This is a genomic window from Acidocella sp. (assembly GCF_050253495.1).
GTDB lineage: Bacteria > Pseudomonadota > Alphaproteobacteria > Acetobacterales > Acetobacteraceae > Acidocella.
This window is the reverse complement of record NZ_JBFWIX010000001.1, coordinates 329,455-347,178: the sequence shown is the minus strand read 5'-3', so window position 1 is coordinate 347,178 and position 17,724 is coordinate 329,455. Positions and strand designations below refer to the sequence as shown.

The window sequence follows — 17,724 nt, the reverse complement described above, 5'->3', positions numbered from 1 at the left end:
GTCCCGTTTAGGAGAGGATTGGTTATGGCCGGTGTGGACGTGATTGCGACGGCGATGAATGGGGCGAACGCCCAGTTTATCGCGCAGCTTTATGCGAAATGGGTGGAAGCGCCTGGTTCTGTCGACCCTGACTTCGCGGCCCTGTTCGCGGCGTTGGACGACGACACCCGCGCCATTTTCACCGATGCCACGGGCGCCTCCTGGGCGCCGCGCCCCTCGGTGTTCGAGACGGTCAGCGCCGAGGCCGCGCCCAAACAGGCCAAGGCCGCCGTGGCGGCCCCCGCCGAGACCCGTGCCGCCACGCTGGATTCCATCCGCGCCCTGATGATGATCCGCGCTTACCGTGTTCGCGGCCATCTGGACGCGCAGCTCGACCCGCTGGGGCTGAAGGGCAGGGCCTATCATTCCGAGCTGGATCCCGCCAGCTATGGGTTCACCGAGCCTGCTGACATGGACCGCCCCATCTTCCTGGACGGTGTGTTGGGTTTCGAGACCGCCACGCTGAAAGACGTGATGGCGGCCTTGCGCAAGAGCTATTGCGGCGAGATCGGCGTCGAGTTCATGCACATCCAGGATCCGGCGCAGAAAAGCTGGATTCAACGCCGTGTCGAAGGCGCGCCCTGGCTCACCGCCTATGACAAGAAGGGCAAGACCCGGATCCTCAAGCAGTTGACCGAGGCCGATTCCTTCGAGACCTTCTGCCAGAAGCGCTTTGTCGGCACCAAGCGTTTCGGGCTTGAGGGCGGAGAGAGCACCATTCCCGCCTTGCATGCCATCATTGAAGTCGCCGCTGGCAAGGGCGTGCGCGAGATCGCGATCGGCATGCCCCATCGTGGCCGCCTCAACACCCTGGTCAATATCGTCAAGAAACCGCTGGTGGCTTTGTTCTCCGAGTTCGGCGGCGGCTCCTTCAAGCCGGACGACGTGCAGGGCTCCGGCGACGTGAAATACCATCTCGGCACCTCGACCGATCTGGTGATCAACGGCAACCAGCTCCATCTCTCCTTGCAGCCCAACCCCTCCCATCTGGAAGCGGTGGACCCGGTGGTGGTCGGCAAGATCCGCGCCCGCTTGGACATGGTGGGCGATACCACCCGCAAGTCCGCCATGGCCATTCAGATGCATGGCGATGCCGCCTTCGCCGGTCAGGGGCTGGTGTATGAGACGCTGGCGATGAGCCAGCTCATTGGGTACCGCACCGGCGGGTCGATCCATCTGGTCGTCAACAACCAGATCGGTTTCACCACCGTGCCGGCCCATGCCTTCTCGGGTATGTATTGCACCGATGTCGCCAAATCCGTGCAGGCGCCGATTCTGCATGTGAACGGCGACAATCCAGAGGCCGTGGTGTTCGCCGCGCAGCTTGCCGCCGAGTTCCGTTGCGAATTCTCGACCGATGTGGTGATCGATCTCGTCTGTTACCGCCGCCATGGTCATAACGAGAATGACGAGCCGGCCTTCACCCAGCCGATCATGTATAAGGCGATCAAGGCGCTGAAGACCACCCGCGCTCTATATGCCGACAAGTTGGCAAAGGAAGGCTCTGTCTCGGCGGCGGAAGCAAAGGCCCTGACCGATGAATATGGCAAGGAGCTGGAAGCCGCCTATGAAGGCGCCAAGGATTATAAGGTCAACAAGGCGGACTGGCTGGAAGGCCATTGGGCCGGCTTGAAGCAGGCCGGCGCCGATGCCGAACAGCAGGATGGCGTGACCGCCGCCCCGTTGGCGCAGCTGCGAGAGGTCGGCAAGGCGCTCTACACCCCGCCGCAGAATTTCGACCTCAACCCCAAGATCGCGCGCCAGCTCGACGCCAAGAAGCAGATGTTCGAGTCTGGCGAGGGGCTGGACTGGGCGACTGGCGAGGCGCTGGCCTTCGGGACGTTGCAGCTCGATGGCCATCGTGTGCGCCTCTCCGGCGAGGATGTGCAACGCGGCACCTTCTCCCAGCGCCATGCCGTGCTGGTCGACCAGACCAATCAGAACGAATATCTGCCGCTGAACAACATCGCCGATACTCAGGCGCGCATCGAGATCTTCAACTCCCTGCTCTCCGAGGCCGGCGTGCTGGGGTTTGAGTATGGGTATACCGTGGCCGACCCCTCGACCCTGGTGTTGTGGGAAGCGCAGTTCGGCGATTTCGCCAATGGCGCGCAGGTGATCATCGATCAGTTCATTGCCGCCGGCGAGACGAAATGGCTGCGCATGTCCGGGCTGGTGATGCTGTTGCCCCATGGCCAGGAAGGGCAGGGGCCGGAGCATTCCTCCGCCCGTCTGGAACGCTATCTACAGCTTTGCGCCGAGAACAATATCATCGTCGGCAATATTTCGACACCGGCGAACTACTACCATGCGCTGCGTCGCCAGATGAAGCGCAATTACCGCAAACCGCTGATCCTGATGACGCCGAAATCCCTGCTGCGTCACAAATTGTGCGTCTCGCCGCTGGCCGATTTCGCCGAGGGCACTAGCTTCAAGTTCGTCATTCCCGAGACCGACGAGCTGGTGGCGCCCGGCAAGGTGAAGCGCGTGGTGATCTGCTCTGGCAAGGTCTATTACGATTTGCTGGCCGAGCGTCGCGAGCGGGGCATCAAGGATGTCGCCATCGTGCGGTTGGAGCAGTTCTATCCTTTCCCGGCCAAGGCGCTGAAGGCGGCCATCGAAGGCTATAAGAACGCCGAGATCGTGTGGTGCCAGGAGGAGCCGGAGAATAACGGCGGTTGGAATTTCGTGGACCGCCGGATCGAAACAGCGCTCGGTTGCCTGGGCAATGAAGCCAAGCGTCCCCGTTATGTCGGGCGTAAGGCGGCGGCTTCGCCTGCCAGCGGTCTGGCCAAGACGTTTGCCGCCGAGCAGGCGGCTCTGGTCAACGAAGCGCTTACCGTTTAACCCCTCCCATCACGAGAAAAGCAGGAGTTTCCATGTCGGCCGATATCAAGGTTCCCACGCTTGGCGAGAGTGTTGCCTCCGCCACCATCGCCCGCTGGATCAAAAAGGTAGGCGAGGCCGTTGCCGCGGACGAGCCCATCGTCGAGCTGGAGACGGACAAGGTCACCGTTGAGGTGAACGCGCCGGAAGCTGGCGTGATCGCCGAGATCGCCGCCGAAGAGGGAGCCGAGGTGCAGCCGGGCGATCTGCTGGGCCGCGTGGACGCGAACGGCGCCGCCGTGACGCCGAAGAAGGAAGCCGCCGAGGTGGACGCACCGAAGACCGGCGTGAACGCGCAGCAGGAAGCACCCGGCCCGGTGGCCCGTCCTGGCGTGGGCGCCCTGCCCGCCGCCGCCAAGATGATGGCCGAGAAGAACGTGAACCCCGCCGAAGTGACCGGCACCGCCAAGGATGGCCGCATCTCCAAGGGCGACGTGCTGGCCTTCGTGAACAAGCCGGCCGCCGCCCCCGCCGCTCCGGCCGCGAAGGCTCCGCGCGCCGCCGATGTGCGCGAGGAGCGGGTGAAGATGACCCGCCTGCGTAAGACCATCGCCAACCGGCTGAAGGAAGCGCAGAACACCGCCGCCATGCTCACCACCTTCAACGAGGTGGATATGAGCGCGGTGATGGGCTTGCGCGCGTCTTATCGCGACACTTTCGAGAAGAAGCACAAGGGCATCCGCCTGGGCTTCAACGGCTTCTTCGTGAAGGCGGTGTGCGCGGCGCTGGCCGAGTTCCCGGCGGTGAATGCCGAGATCGACGGTGACGAGATTGTCTACAAGAACTTCGTGAACATGGGCATCGCCGTCGGCGGCGCGAATGGTCTGGTGGTGCCGGTGATCCGCGATGCGGAAACCAAGTCGATCGCCGAGATCGAAGCCGAGATCGCCGGTTTCGCCAAGCGCGCCAAGGAAGGCACGCTGAAGCTGGATGAACTGTCCGGCGGGTCCTTCTCCATCACCAATGGCGGTGTGTATGGCTCGCTGATGAGCACGCCGATCATCAATCCGCCGCAATCGGGTATTCTTGGCATGCACAAGATCCAGGACCGCCCGGTGGTGGTGGATGGCAAGATCGAAATCCGTCCGATGATGTATCTGGCGCTGTCCTACGATCACCGTATTGTCGATGGCCGCGAGGCGGTTTCCTTCCTGGTTCGCGTGAAGGAAAGCATCGAGGATCCCCGCCGCCTGCTGCTGGCGATTTGATCATGGAAAAGGCCCCGCAAGGGGCCTTTTTTAATGGAAGAAACCGTTTTTCTGAACCGGTGATTGTGAAAAGAGGCTCTGACGATCCGCCCCAACCCCGCATGAAATGGCTTGAGGGTTTTGTTGTTGCTTTGTGGCAATATCAAGGCTTCGGCATTTGAATGAAGCGCTATCGCGCGGTTTCGCGCATTGGCACCAGATTATCCATGAAACGTTCGGCGCAGGCACGCCAGGAATATTGTTCCGCATAGGGGCGGCAGTTCACGCTGTTGACTTCCAGCGCCTTCAGGCAGGCTGTGCGTAAATCCTCATCCAACGCACCGACGGGCACGGGCGCTTCACCCAGAATATCTTTCGGCCCCGTCACGGGATAGGCCGCGACCGGTAGGCCAGAGGCTAGCGCTTCCAGCACCACCAGCCCGAACGTATCGGTTTTGGAGGGAAAAACGAACACATCCGCTCCGGCATAGGCGGCGGCCAGGGCCGCGCCGTGCCGCGCCCCGGCGAATTGCACGCCGGGAAACTCTCTTTCGAGCGTCTTGCGCTGTGGACCGTCGCCAACAACCAATTTGGAACCGGGTAAGTCGAGAGCCAGAAACGCCCGCAAATTTTTTTCGACCGCCACCCGGCCGACATAAGCGAAAATCGGGCGCGGCAAGGCCCAATCCTCACGCGGTTCGGGGTTGAACGCCTCCAGATCCACGCCGCGTGACCAGGGGCGGAGATGTTTGAACCCGCGCCCCGCCAGCTCATCTCGCAATGATTGCGTGGCCACCATTATCCCCGCGCTCGCGCCATGGAAACGCCGCAGCCAGGCATAGGTGAGACGGGCGGGAATAAATGTGCGTGCTTCCAGATATTCCGCGAACCGCGTATGAAAAGCGGTGGTGAAATGCAGCCCTTGTGTCTTCGCATAAGCGCGGGCCGCCATGCCCAGCGGCCCTTCCGTGGCCACATGCAAGGCGTCTGGCTGAAACTCCTCGATGAGTTTCGTTAGCTTGCGCCGGGGGAAAAGCGCCAGGCGGATTTCCGGGTAGGATGGCATGGGGATGGTGCTGAACCGGTCTGGTCCCACCACCTCGACGGTCTTGCCCATGGCGCGCATCTCGTCGGTGACGGTGCGCAAGGTCCGCACCACGCCATTCACTTGCGGCTCCCAGGCGTCGGAAACGATCAGGATGCGTGACAAGCCGGCAAAGGCAGTCAGAGGATCAGACTCCCGCCGATACAGCATGGTCGGTGTTGTTGTGCGCCGCGTTGGTGAAGTCGCCGGCCATGGTCTGCAGGACGGTGGATTGCGCCGGATTCAGCTTTGCCGCCGGGCGGGCGAGCATGGAAAGCTGCCGTCTCGCGGCCCAATCCACGAGTTCCAGCCTGCCGTCGAAATGTTCGACGAGGGCGGTGCAGCTTTCCACCCAGTCGCCGTCGTTCAGATACATCACGCCGTTGACCGGGCGCATTTCGGCATGGTGGATATGACCGCAGACAACGCCGTCGAACCCACGGGATTTCGCATCCTCGGCCAGCGCGGTTTCAAACCGGTCGATCGCCTTCACCGCTTCCTTCACCTGCAATTTCAACCAGGCGGACAGTGACCAGTACGGGTAGCCCAGCTTGGCGCGCGCGATGTTGAAATAGCGGTTCAGCCCGAGCGCGGCGGTGTAGGCCCAGTCGCCCAGCAAGGCCAGGATCCGCGCATGGCGCACCACGCTGTCGAAACTATCGCCGTGGGTGATGAGCAGGCGCTTGCCATCCGCGGTGGTGTGCTCGGCCTCCATCTGCAGTTTCACGCCGCAGATCTCGATGCCGAGACTGATATATTTGCGCAGCATCTCGTCGTGATTGCCGGGCACGTAGACAACATTGCCGCCTGAGCGCGCGATCTTGAGCACGAGTCGCAGAACCTCGTCGTGATGCCTGTCCCAGAACCAGGACCGCTTGAGGCGCCAGCCATCGATGATGTCCCCGACCAGGAACAGGTTTTCGCAATGATTATGCCGGAGGAAATCCGCGAGGAACTCCGCCCTGCAGCCGCGTGTGCCCAGATGCACGTCGGAGATGAAGACGCTGCGGTAAGCCGTCTGCGCCGGAAGAGGCTGGCTGAATGCGTTCATGGAGGTTGCAATAAGCCGTCGCGAGGCGCCGCTGAAAGTGAATGTTCAGTGACGGAATCAATGGATTTTTAAAATCCTGTTGTCATTTCGATGTCATTGCGATGACATGATGCTGTCATCTTGATGATTTATGCTCGAAATTTACCGCCATTTGCCGGAGTATGCGTGAATGCTGATTATTTTCAATCCGGTAGCTGGTCGCCGGCGGGCGGTGGCGCTATGGCGGGTGCTCGATCTGCTGATCGAGAACGGCGTGAAGGTCGAGGTGGCGGAGACCCAGCATGCCGGCCATGCCACCGAATTGGCACGCCAGGCGGCGCGGGAAGGGGCGTTCATGATCGTCGCCGCTGGCGGGGATGGCACGATCGCCGAGGCCGCGAACGGGCTGATCGGTTCGCAGACGGCGTTGGGCATTATTCCGCTTGGCACGGCGAATGTCTTGGCCAAGGAATACCGGCTCTCCACCGCGCCCCGCGCCATTGCCAACACGCTGGCCTATAAGCGCTGTAAGCGGTTGTGGCCGGGTGTCGCGCAATTGCCGGGAGGCAGCCATGTGTTCGTGCAGATGCTGGGGTTGGGGTTCGATGGCGCGGTGGTCAATGGCGTGCGGCCCATGCTCAAGCGCGCCATCGGCAAGGGGGCTTATGTCTGGCAGTCGCTCTGGGAGGCCGTGGCCTATGATTTCCCGCCGGTGCGTTTGAGCGTGGATGGGGTGGCGCATCAGGCCGCCAGCGTCGTGGTCAGCAAGGGGCGGCTTTATGGCGGGCCCTATCTGCTGGCACCGCAGGCGCATCCGGAAACTCCGGGCTTTCAGGTCGTGCTGTTCGAAAAATCGGGGGCCTTGTCCGCCTTGCTGTCCGGCGCGGCGCTGCCCTTGGGGCTGTTGCCGCGTTGTCCGGGGGTGCGTGTCATCAGCGGCAGCCATGTGGAATTCGCCTCTTCCAATACCGGTATTTTGACCCAGGCGGACGGTGATTCCCTGCCTGGCGTGCCGAGGGGGGTGGTCAGCGCCGAATCGCCGATTTCCTTGATCGTGGGTTGACCGGAACGGGGCTTGACGGGGCGGGTCAAGGTTCTATGGGAAACCTGCCCTCAAAGAAGGAGACACAAGAGATGAAAACCCCCGTGCGCGTTGCCGTGACCGGCGCCGCTGGCCAGATCGGCTATGCCATTCTGTTCCGTATCGCCAATGGCGATCTGCTCGGCAAGGATACGCCGGTAATCCTGAATCTCCTGGACCTGCCCCAGGCCCAGAAGGCGCTGAACGGCGTCATTATGGAGCTGAATGACTGCGCCTTCCCGCTGCTGCAAAGCGTGACCCCGAGCGATGACCCGCGCGTGGCGTTCAAGGATGCCGACATCGCCATCCTGATTGGCTCGCGCCCCCGTGGCCCCGGCATGGAGCGCCGCGACCTGCTGGCCGCCAATGCCGAGATCTTCAAGGTCCAGGGCAAGGCGCTGAACGATGTCGCCAAGCGCGACGTGAAAGTGCTCGTGGTTGGCAACCCGGCCAACACCAACGCGTATATCGCCATGAAGTCCGCCCCGGATCTGCCGAAGGAGAACTTCACCGCGATGCTGCGCCTGGACCATAACCGCGCCGTTTCCATGCTGGCCGAGAAGTCCGGCGTGGCGGTGAAGGACATCGAGAAGGTCGCCGTGTGGGGCAATCACTCCCCCACCATGTATGCCGATTACCGCAACGCCACCGGCGCCGGTAAGAAGATGCCCGAAATCATCAACGACGAGGCCTGGTACAAGGATACATACCTCTCCGCCGTCGGTAAGCGCGGTGCGGCCATCATTGAGGCGCGCGGCCTGTCTTCCGCCGCGTCCGCCGCCAATGCCGCCATCGACCATGTGCGCGACTGGGTGCTGGGCTCCAATGGCCGCTGGGTCTCCATGGGCATTCCCTCCGATGGCGATTATGGCGTGCCCAAGGACGTGATGTTCGGCGTGCCCTGCACCTGTGAGAACGGCAAATATACCCGCGTGAAGGGTATCGAGATGGACGAATTCTCCAAGGGCCGTGTTCAGCACACGCTGAACGAGCTGCTGGAAGAACAGGCCGCCGTGGCCGATCTGCTGAAGTAAGCGGGTTTTCGAGGCCAAGAATCAAGGCTCTCCCATTTGCTGGGAGAGCCTTTTCTTTTGGATGTGGAGCGGTTGGAGGTTGGCGGCGCGGTGGGCGGTTTGCTAGGTGGAAATCGTGGGTGATTCCATTGGCTTGATCTTCGGTTTGCCAGGGCAGGGAATGCATCTGCGGCTCGATGCCCTGTCTGTGCTGTTCGGTTGCATTCTGCTGCCGCAGGTGCTGGCGGCCGCGCTGTCTGGCATGCGCTCTTCCATCAGCTTCTGGGTGTTTGTGCTCGGCATGGTGTTGACTCTGTTGGCGGGCGACGCCTTCACCATGATTTTCGGTTTCGAGCTGATGAGTGCCGCCTCCTGGTTGCTGGTGCTGCAAGGCGACCGTAAACCCGCGACGCTTTATGGCGGGATAGCTATTTTTTCTGGCGCCTGCCTGATCCCGGCGATGTTTTTGCCGGCCTCCTCGCTGGCCTTTGTGCTGGTGGCGCTGGGGGCTGGTGCCAAGGCGGGGCTGGCCCCGCTGCATAGCTGGCTGCCGCGCGCGCACCCGGCGCCGCCGGCGGGGGTATCGGCCTTGATGTCCGGCGGTATGGTGAAAGTGGCGCTCTATGTGCTCATTCGCTATGCCTTCGTGAATCTGGCCTCGGCCCAGCAACCCTGGTGGGGAGAGGTTCTGGTGGCGGCCGGCGCCTTGTCCGTGCTCATCGGTTCGTTGCGCGCCTTTCTGGAGGTCGAGCTGAAAACCGCCCTGGCCTGCTCCACCGTCGAGCATGTCGGGTTGATCGCGGTCGGTTTGGGGCTGGCGCTGCGGGCCAAGGCGATGGGCGATGATGAGCTGACCGGCCTTGCCTTGCAGGCGGCCTTGCTCTGCGCCGTGGCGCATGGGGTGTTCAAGCCGCTGCTGTTCATCGGCGCGGGGGAAGTCAAGCATGCGGTGGGCACGACCTCCCTGAACTGGCTGGGCGGGTTGATGCGCGGCATGCCAAGGCTGGGCGTGTTGATGCTGCTGGGTGTCGTGGGCATGGCGGCCTTGCCGCTGGGACCTGGGTTCGCGCCGGAATTCTTGCTGTTTCACGCGGTGATCGGCGCGGCGGCCACTGGCGGCATTCTGGCGCGCATCGGATTTTCAGCCTTGCTGGCGGCCTTGGGCATCGGCGCGGCCCTGGCCTTGTCGGCGGCGGTACGGTTCATTGGCATGGGGTTTTTGGGACGGCCGCGCAGCTTGCACGCCGCCGCCGCGGAGGATGCGCGGCGCGGTCCGCTTCTGGCGATGGCGCTGCTGGCGCTGCTGGCGATTCCCATTGCGCTGGTGCCGCGGTTGATCCTGGATCTGATGAATCCGGTGATTCTCCTGCTCGCACCGCAAGCACGGCCGCCCGTGCTGACCTATGAGCCCCTGGTTCTGCTGCTGTTGGCCCTGCTGGCGGCCCTGGCGGCGGGGTTCGTGCAGGTGCGCTGGGGGGTACGCGGCTTGCGGGAGGTTCCGGCCTGGAATGGCGGCTTCGGCCGCCCGCCCGCCTGGTTGCCCTTTGGTGATCCGCATACCCAGTCCAGCGCCACGGGCTTCGCCGAGCCGGTCATGCGCGTGCTGGGCGGCGGACTGCTGGGCGCGACGATGACCGACCCCGCCGAACGATTTCTGCTCTCGCCCCTGGCCCGGTTACGGATGCGCCTGGTGCGGCTGGCCGAGCGCGTGCGCCGCGCCACGATCCGTGAACGTCTGGCCTTCGTCTTCATGGTGCTGGTGTTGTTTCTGCTGGCGCTCGGTCTGGGGCAGGGGGGGTAGCCGTGCTGAGCATCGTTCTCGCGCTCATCGCCACCGCCTTGCATATCGTGCTTTGCTTTCTGGCGGCGCCGCTGATCTTGGGGCTCGTCAACAAGCTGCGCGCCTGGCTCCTGGGGCGGCGGGGCGCACCTCTCACGCAGCCTTACCGCAACCTCGCTAAGCTTTTGCGCAAGAGCAGCCTGGTGCCGGATACCGCGACCGATCTGTTCGGGTATTGGCCGCTTGCAGCCTTTCTGGCGCTGGCGGTGGCCACCATGCTCATTCCCGGTTTCGCCACCGGCATGCTCACCGCCCCGGCCGCGGATTATGTCACCATTATCGGCCTGTTCGGCATTGCCCGCGCCGCCACCATGCTGGGCGGGCTGGAAACGGGGTTTGGCTTTGGTGGCGCGGGGGCCGCGCGTGAGGCTTTGTTCGGCGTTTTCGCCGAGGGCGCCTTGCTGGTCTTGCTGTTGGCCTTTGCCCTGCTGGCGGGGCATACGGGGCTGGATGGCATCGCGCAGACCTTTCGCACGGCGCATATCGGCATTTCCGTCTCGCTCGGTTTCGCGTTGGCGGCCATGCTCGCCGTGGCCTTGACCGAGAGCGGGCGTATCCCCACCGACAATCCGTCCGGCCATCTTGAACTCGCCATGGTGCATGAGGCGATGGTGCTGGAATATTCAGGCCGCCTGCTGGCGTTGCTGGAATATGCCGGCATGCTGCGGCTCATCGCCTGGATGAACCTCATCGGTGGTATTTTCCTGCCTTTTGGCATGGCCCGCGCGGCGGATGTGCTGTCTTGGCCCGGTGGGTTGGCGCTCTGGGGACTGAAGTTGCTGTTTATGGCGGTGGCGCTGTCGGTGTTCGAGGTGTCCCGCGCTAAAATGCGCGTGTTCCGCGTGCCGGATTTCCTGGGCGCGGCCTTGCTGCTCGGCATGCTGGCCAGCGTGTTTCTGTTCGTCGCGGCGAGGATCGGGGCATGACCCTTACCTTCTCCCTCGCGCATCTTCTGGGCGGCATCATCCTGCTTTGCGCGTTTCTGCAACTCTCTCAGAGGCGTTTGGCGGCGATGGTCACGCTCTACCAGGCCGAGGCGCTGGTGCTGTCCGCCGCCGCCTTCTGGCAGGGCTATGCCCAGCATGAGATGGCGCTTTATCTGACCGGCCTGATCACACTGGCCCTCAAGGCGGTGGTGCTGCCGATGGGGCTGCGGGAGATCGTGCTGCGTTTCAACATGGTTCGCGCCGTGGAGACGGCGATGCCGATGGCGCTTTCCATGATTCTCGGTCTGGGATTGATCGGCGTGGCGGTGCTGGTGACCCTGCCGACGACGGAAAGCTCCTTGTCCCTGACGCGGGAGGATATCGCCATCGCCCTGTCCGTCGTGTTGCTGGGATTGCTGCTGATGACGGTGCGGCGCAACGCGCTGGCACAGATCATCGGCTTTCTGTCCATGGAGAACGGTTTGGTGCTGGCGGCCATCGGCATGCCGGGAATGCCCTTCGTGGCGGAATTTTCGGTGGCGTTACTGGTGCTGCTGGCTTTTCTGGTGGTGGGCGTGTTCCTGCTGCGCATCCGCGAGCATTTCGACACGCTGGATTTGTCCGGGCTTGAGGAAATTGAAAGGCGGGGGCGGTGAATTTCGCGCTGGTCGCCATTGTCTGGCCGTTTGCGGCGGCGCTGGTCCTGGGGCTGGTGGGTGGCCCGCGCCTGGGGGCCATCGTCAATGCGCTGGCCAGCGCGGTGTTGTTCGCGCTCACCCTGGCGGTCTTTTGGCATGGCGGCAGTGGATTGGTGGCGGCGGATCCCCTGGGGGCTCTCTTCGGGGCGGTGTCCGGGTTCGCCGGCCTCACCACCGCGCTGGCCAATATCGGCTATGTGGCGGGCGATGAGGCGCGCATGACACGCGGGCGCTGGCGCATCTATCATGCCCTGTTCCAGATCGTGCTGGGGGCGGTGCTGCTGGGCCTTTACGCGGATAATATCGGCTTGCTCTGGGCGGCGATGGAAGGCGGCACCATCGCCCTGACATTGGGGGTGAGCCTTTCGCGCACGCCCACGGCGCTGGAGGCGGCCTGGAAATATTTCATTCTCGGCGGCGTGGGCATCGGTATTGCCTTGTTTGGCACCATGCTGGTCTATCTGGCCGCGCAACCCGCCCTGGGGCCTGGCTTGGCGGCGATGAGCCTGACCGCTTTGTCCGCCCATGCCGCCCATATGGATGGCGCGCTGCTGACCCTGGCTTTTCTGTTCATCCTGTTCGGTTACGGCACCAAGGCCGCCTTGGTGCCGCTGCATGGCTGGCTGCCGGATGCCTATGCCGAGGGCCCCGCGCCATTGACCACGGCCTTGTCCGGCTTGCTGGTGAATGTGGCGCTGCTGGCGATTTTGCGTTTCAGCCATTTGATGCAAGCCAATATCCGCGCCGGGGGCAGCGCCACATCGCCGGGCGCGTTTCTATTGACCCTGGGGCTGGCCTCCTTGTTTCTGGCGGCCTTCTCCTTTTCGCGGCGGCGCGATGCGCGGCGTTTCTTTGGTTTTTCCTCCATCGAACAATCGGGCATCATGGTGTTTGCCTTCGGCATCGGCGGCCCGGCGGCGATTTTTGGCGGGTTGCTGCATATGCTGTTGCACACGCTGCTGAAATCCGGCCTGTTTTTGGCGTTGATCCGTGCCGCTGGCCTGCGGGGCTCCGCCGCGCCGGGCAATTACGGTTTTTCGCATCTGCGTGGCATTCTGCATGTCAATAAATATGTGGGCTGGGTGCTGGGCGGCTGCATCTTCGCGCTCACCGGCTTGCCGCCCTCGGGATTGTTCGCCAGCGAATTCATCATCGTCAGCCAGACCATTCAGGTGAATCCTTATATGTCCCTGCCATTGGGTCTGGGTCTGGGGCTCTGCGCGGTGGCCATCCTGCGCAATATCGGCCCGTTGCTATTCGCCCCGGCGCCACATGAAAAACCTCAAAAAGCCGGTTGGAGCATCAATCTGGTCACGTTGCACCTGGTCTTTATATTCCTGCTGGCCTTTGCCATGCCGGTGCCGCTGGTGCATTTGCTCTCCGGCGCGGCGGAGGCCCTGCAATGAAGCTGTTGTCTCCCGAGGCGTGGGCCGCCCATCAGGGGAATTTCATTGCGCTCTGGACGGATGGCGCCCATGCTTACGCGCTTTACGAGCCTGATGAGCTGGTGGCGGTGGCGCTGCGCGATGGTGCCTATCCAGCCCTGCCTTACCCGGGGGCCAACTGGTTCCAGCGTTTGGCCAAGGATCTGAACGGCCACAGCGCGATTGGCTTTAACGAGACGCGTACGGCGGTGGAGCATTTCCGCGAACCCGATGGCCGCGCCGCCTGGCCCGAATTCAAGGCGCCGGACATAGAAGGCGTGCATCAGGTGGCGGTCGGGCCAGTTCATGCCGGAATCATCGAGCCGGGGCATTTCCGTTTCTCCGTGGTGGGCGAGCGGGTGTTGAAGCTGGAGGCGCGGCTCGGCTACGCGCATAAGGGCACGCTCAAGTTGATGCGCGGCAAATCTCCCCGCCAGGCGGCGCGTTACGCGGCGCGGATCTCGGGCGATTCCACTGTTTCCCACTCCATCGCCTTTGCCCGCGCGGCGGAGGCGGCCCTGGATATGCAAGTGCCGGAGCGGGCCCAGTATCTGCGCGCGCTGATGGCGGAGATCGAGCGCCTCGCCAACCATGTCAGCGATATTGGCGCCATCGCCGGGGATGCGGGGTTTGCGTTTCTGGATTCCCGTTTTGCCCTGGCGCGGGAGCGGTTTTGCATGGCCGCCCAGGCGGCCTTCGGTCATCGATTGATGATGGACGTGGTGGTGCCCGGCGGTGTCGCGGGCGATCTGACCGAGGGGGGAGATGAAGCCCTGGACTTTGCCCTCGACATGCTGGAGCGGGAACTGCCCAGCCTGAGGCGTGTGTTCGAGGATTATGCCAGTTTGCAGGACCGGGTGGTGGGCACGGGCATCGTTCCGCCGGAACTGGCCGCGGCCTATAATGCGGGTGGCTATGTGGGGCGCGCCTCTGGCCAATATCGCGACGCGCGGATGGAGCCAGGCTATCCGCCCTATGCTGAGTTCGGTCTTTCCGTGCCGGTGGAACAGGATGGCGACGTGGCGGCGCGGATCAAGATCCGGCTTGAGGAAATTCCCGAGAGCATCCGGCTGATCCGCCAAATTCTGGATTTGTTGCCCGACGGTCCGGTGGTGCTGGCCCCACCCGCGGGCAGCGGCATGGGGCTGGGTGTGGCGGAGAGTTTCCGCGGCCCTGTCTGGCATTGGCTGAAAATCGATAACGGACAGATCCAGGACGCCTTCGTGGCGGATGCCAGCACCCTGCATTGGCCGCTTCTGGAATATGCCACCACCACCTCCATCCTCGCGGATTTCCCGTTGATCAATAAATCGATCAACGGGTCTTATTCAGGCGTGGATCTATAGGCGCGCTTACATCCGCACGATGGACTGGGAATAAAGCGCGGCGCCGCGCTCATCCACCAGCGAATAGTCCAATTGCCCGCCGGAAAGCCGTGCCACCATGAAACCATGCGCGCCCGAGGCGAAGCCGCCGCGAATGGCGGGCTCCGGCCGGTAGGTTTCTGATCCGGCGCCCGTGCAGACATAGCAGATGCCCTCCATCCGCACCGCCTGTAGAATATGGTCGTGCCCACAAATATAGATGGGCACATGATGCTTGCGCAGAATGGGATTCAGCCGCGCGATCAAATCCGGCTGGTCGTGGTCGTATCCGTCCATGTCCGATTGCGCGGTATAGATGGGATGATGGCCGATCACGATGTTCCATTCCGCTTTCGAGGCGGTGAGTTTCGCGTCCAGCCAGTCGAGCTGTTCCTGGCTGTTCTGCCCATCCACCGCGACGCGGGTGCCATGGTATTTTTTGATGAAGGGTGAGGTATCCAGATAATAAAACGCGGCCATGGCGCCGCCGGGCAGGGCGGTGGTTTCCATGTAATAGCGCGCGGGCATCTGCCAGCGTTGGCTGTGCCGGGTGTAATCCAACTGGGCCTGCACATTGCCCCGGTAATCATGATTGCCGAGAATGGCCTTCCAGGGCGTTTGCAGGGAGGCTTCGGTATAGACGTGTTCGAATGAGCTTTGCCATTGCGGGTCGGTGACCGACTCCACTCCGTTTTCGTAGAAATTATCGCCGACCGAGACGGTGTGCAGGCTGCCGATCTCGTGCGCGGTGCGGGCCATCTGGCGGGCCACGGCGCGCTGGTGATGATGGCCATGCCGCCCCCAATCCCCGACGAGCAGGAAGGAAATCGATCCATCCTCGGCGCTGGCCGGGCGGGTCAGTGCCATGCCGGTGCCCAGAACGGCGCTGGTGGCTGTGAATTGGCGGCGGGTCAGCTTCATGACGGCTCCTGATGGCACCGGCGCTCTGTAGCAAACGCTACGAACCCGTGTGTGAGACAATTTCATGACAAGCGGCAAGCGCTAGGCCATCACCGCTTCGTCCAGTTTCAAAACCTCTCCCGCCAGATAAAGGCTGCCGCAGACCAGCACGCGGGTGGGCGCGGCGATTTGCGCCAATGCGCCGCGCAGATCCGGCCCTGGCAGGGCGAGACCGCCGGATGCCGCGATGATCTGCGCCACAGGCAAGGCCAGATGCTGCTCGGGTTCCGCCACGGCGTAAAGCGCGGCGGCATGCGGGGCGACAATGCGGATGAACTCCGCGACATCCTTGGATTGCTTCATGCCCAGAATCACGGTTGTGGGCGTGCCCCAATCCCGCAGTTGCCGGGCCAGGGTTTCCGCCCCGCCAGGATTGTGGGCGCCATCCAGCCATAATTCGGAGCCCGGGGGCAGCAGTGCCGTAAGCGGTCCGCGCAGCCTTTGCAGCCGGGCGGGCCATGTGGCCGCGCGCATGCCCGCCGCCATGGCATCCGGCGTAAGTTTGAACCCGGCGGCGCGCAAGGCGGTGAGGGCGATGCCCGCATTCTCAATCTGATGCGGGCCGGTCAGAGCCGGGTGGGGCAGGGCGATGCCATCATATGTCATGCCGGCGGCGGTTGGCTCCACCGCCCATTCCAGCCCCCGGCGCAGATGCGGTGCCCCTTTCTGCGCGGCTTCGGCGGCGATGCGCGCCAGCACCGAGGCAGGCTGATAGCCGGTGACGACCGGGATGCCAGGCTTGATGATCCCAGCCTTCTCTCCCGCGATCAGTTCCAGCGTGTCACCCAGAAAATCCTGATGGTCGAGCGAGATGGACGTAATCGCGCAGGCGGCGGGGGAGATGACATTGGTGGCGTCCATCCGCCCGCCCAGCCCAACCTCGACGAGGCAGAGATCCGCGGGCACCCGCGCGAACAGCCAGAAGGCCGTGGCGGTGATCGCCTCGAACACCGTGATCTGGTTGGCTTTGTTGACGGACTCGATTGCATCCAGCGCCTCGGCCAGTTGCTCATCCGTGGCCAGCACACCGGCCAGCCTGATCCGTTCATTGAACCGTACCAGATGCGGGGAGGTGAATACATGCGCCTTTAGCCCCGCCGCCTCGGCGCTGGCGCGCGCCAGCGCGCAGACGGAGCCCTTGCCATTGGTGCCCGCCACGTGGATCACCGGCGGGAGACGTTTTTCAGGCGATCCGAGATCCGCCAGCAGCCGTTCCAGCCGGTCGATTTTCAAATCGATCATGCGTGGATACAGCTTGTGCAGCCGTTCCAGCGCGGCGCTCACCTTTAGCCGGGCCCCCGTGGCCCCGGCCTCGTGTTGAAGCTCGTTGGTCAAGCGGCCTTCTTGTTGGCGGTGGCCAGGGATATGATTCGCGCCAGCGTCTCGGTCAGTTCGCCGCGCTTCACGACCATGTCGATAATGCCATGCTCATGCAGATATTCAGCGCGCTGGAAGCCCTCGGGCAGTTTTTCGCGCACGGTCTGCTCGATCACGCGTGCCCCGGCAAAGCCGATGAGCGTGCCCGGTTCGGCGATCTGAATATCGCCCAGCATGGCGAAGGAGGCGGTGACACCACCCGTGGTCGGGTCCGTCAGCACCACGATATAGGGCAGCCCGGCTTCCTTCACCATCTGGCTGGCGATGATGGAGCGCGGCATCTGCATCAGGCTGATGGCGCCTTCCTGCATCCGCGCGCCGCCGGAAGCGGTGTAGACGATAAGCGGGGCGTTCTGCAGCACGGCTAGGCGCGCGGCGGCCACCAGCCCCTCGCCCACGGCGGAGCCCATGGAGCCGCCCATGAACTCGAAGGACATGGCGGCCACGACCGTGTTGGCCCCGCCCACCATGCCATGGGCCACCAGAATGGCGTCGTCCTGCTTGGTTTTGTCCCGCCCTTCCTTCAGCCGGTCCGTATAACGCTTCTGGTCGCGGAATTTCAGCGGGTCGTGCACGGCTTTCGGCAGCTCGATCCGGGTGAATTCGCCATCATCGAACGTCCAGGCCAGACGCTCCTGCGCGGTGGCGCGCATATGGTGGCCGCAATGCGGGCAGACCTTCTTATTGGCCGCCAGCTCCGTATGGAAGATCATCTGCTGGCAGGCGGGGCATTGATGCCACAGATTATCCGGCACTTCCTGGCGGCCCAGCAAGGTGCGGATTTTGGGACGGACGAATTCGGTAAGCCAGCTCAT

Annotated in this window: 15 protein-coding genes; 10 read left to right on the top strand and 5 right to left on the bottom strand. The window is 63.4% G+C overall.

Annotated features, from left to right (window positions below):
- The first annotated feature begins 24 nt into the window (after nucleotides 1-24).
- The 3 genes from AB7D48_RS01635 to AB7D48_RS01625 are packed head-to-tail and all read left to right on the top strand — an operon-like array spanning nucleotide 25 to nucleotide 4,294.
- Nucleotides 25-2,886, top strand: a complete 2,862-nt coding sequence (locus AB7D48_RS01635; RefSeq protein WP_427975497.1) for a 2-oxoglutarate dehydrogenase E1 component — start codon at nucleotides 25-27, stop codon at nucleotides 2,884-2,886.
- Nucleotides 2,887-2,918: 32 nt separating this feature from the next.
- Nucleotides 2,919-4,133 (top strand): 2-oxoglutarate dehydrogenase complex dihydrolipoyllysine-residue succinyltransferase, encoded by a 1,215-nt coding sequence (odhB, locus tag AB7D48_RS01630; RefSeq protein ID WP_427975495.1) that lies wholly within the window; start codon nucleotides 2,919-2,921, stop codon nucleotides 4,131-4,133.
- A 2-nt stretch (nucleotides 4,134-4,135) separates the two neighbouring features.
- Complete coding sequence (locus AB7D48_RS01625; protein ID WP_427975494.1) at nucleotides 4,136-4,294, top strand: hypothetical protein; 159 nt, start codon at nucleotides 4,136-4,138, stop codon at nucleotides 4,292-4,294.
- Nucleotides 4,295-4,302: 8 nt separating this feature from the next.
- On the opposite strand, the gene AB7D48_RS01620 is transcribed toward AB7D48_RS01625, so the two are convergent.
- Both AB7D48_RS01620 and AB7D48_RS01615 read right to left on the bottom strand, forming a co-directional pair.
- A complete protein-coding gene (locus tag AB7D48_RS01620; protein ID WP_427975493.1) occupies nucleotides 4,303-5,367 on the bottom strand; it encodes a glycosyltransferase family 4 protein in 1,065 nt (354 codons plus the stop codon).
- On the bottom strand, nucleotides 5,345-6,247 hold the full coding sequence (locus AB7D48_RS01615; protein WP_427975492.1) for a UDP-2,3-diacylglucosamine diphosphatase: 903 nt from the start codon (nucleotides 6,245-6,247) through the stop codon (nucleotides 5,345-5,347). The genes AB7D48_RS01620 and AB7D48_RS01615 overlap by 23 nt, the downstream gene beginning before the upstream one ends.
- Nucleotides 6,248-6,416: 169 nt before the next feature.
- On the opposite strand from AB7D48_RS01615, the gene AB7D48_RS01610 reads away from it, so the two are divergent.
- The 7 genes from AB7D48_RS01610 (at nucleotide 6,417) to AB7D48_RS01580 (ending at nucleotide 14,554) form a co-directional block, all read left to right on the top strand.
- Entirely contained in the window at nucleotides 6,417-7,289 is an 873-nt protein-coding gene (locus tag AB7D48_RS01610) for a diacylglycerol/lipid kinase family protein (RefSeq protein WP_427975490.1), read from the top strand.
- A gap of 71 nt (nucleotides 7,290-7,360) precedes the next feature.
- Nucleotides 7,361-8,341, top strand: coding sequence for a malate dehydrogenase (locus AB7D48_RS01605; protein WP_427975489.1), 981 nt, complete (start codon nucleotides 7,361-7,363; stop codon nucleotides 8,339-8,341).
- 115 nt (nucleotides 8,342-8,456) lie between these two features.
- Nucleotides 8,457-10,121: a proton-conducting transporter membrane subunit gene (locus tag AB7D48_RS01600; RefSeq protein ID WP_427975488.1), complete on the top strand. Its 1,665-nt coding sequence runs from the start codon at nucleotides 8,457-8,459 to the stop codon at nucleotides 10,119-10,121.
- A 2-nt stretch (nucleotides 10,122-10,123) separates the two neighbouring features.
- Nucleotides 10,124-11,086, top strand: coding sequence for a respiratory chain complex I subunit 1 family protein (locus tag AB7D48_RS01595; protein WP_427975487.1), 963 nt, complete (start codon nucleotides 10,124-10,126; stop codon nucleotides 11,084-11,086).
- A complete protein-coding gene (locus tag AB7D48_RS01590; protein WP_427975486.1) occupies nucleotides 11,083-11,742 on the top strand; it encodes a hydrogenase-4 component E in 660 nt (219 codons plus the stop codon). Before AB7D48_RS01595 ends, AB7D48_RS01590 begins: the two co-directional genes overlap by 4 nt.
- Complete coding sequence (locus tag AB7D48_RS01585; protein WP_427975485.1) at nucleotides 11,739-13,190, top strand: proton-conducting transporter membrane subunit; 1,452 nt, start codon at nucleotides 11,739-11,741, stop codon at nucleotides 13,188-13,190. The genes AB7D48_RS01590 and AB7D48_RS01585 overlap by 4 nt, the downstream gene beginning before the upstream one ends.
- A complete protein-coding gene (locus AB7D48_RS01580) occupies nucleotides 13,187-14,554 on the top strand; it encodes a nickel-dependent hydrogenase large subunit (protein ID WP_427975483.1) in 1,368 nt (455 codons plus the stop codon). Before AB7D48_RS01585 ends, AB7D48_RS01580 begins: the two co-directional genes overlap by 4 nt.
- Before the next feature lie 6 nt (nucleotides 14,555-14,560).
- Here AB7D48_RS01580 and AB7D48_RS01575 read toward each other — a convergent pair whose 3' ends face one another.
- From AB7D48_RS01575 to accD, 3 genes are all read right to left on the bottom strand, one after another.
- Nucleotides 14,561-15,493, bottom strand: a complete 933-nt coding sequence (locus tag AB7D48_RS01575) for a purple acid phosphatase family protein (RefSeq protein WP_427975482.1) — start codon at nucleotides 15,491-15,493, stop codon at nucleotides 14,561-14,563.
- Nucleotides 15,494-15,574: 81 nt separating this feature from the next.
- On the bottom strand, nucleotides 15,575-16,867 hold the full coding sequence (locus AB7D48_RS01570) for a bifunctional folylpolyglutamate synthase/dihydrofolate synthase (RefSeq protein ID WP_427975480.1): 1,293 nt from the start codon (nucleotides 16,865-16,867) through the stop codon (nucleotides 15,575-15,577).
- A complete protein-coding gene (accD, locus tag AB7D48_RS01565) occupies nucleotides 16,864-17,724 on the bottom strand; it encodes an acetyl-CoA carboxylase, carboxyltransferase subunit beta (protein WP_427975478.1) in 861 nt (286 codons plus the stop codon). Before accD ends, AB7D48_RS01570 begins: the two co-directional genes overlap by 4 nt.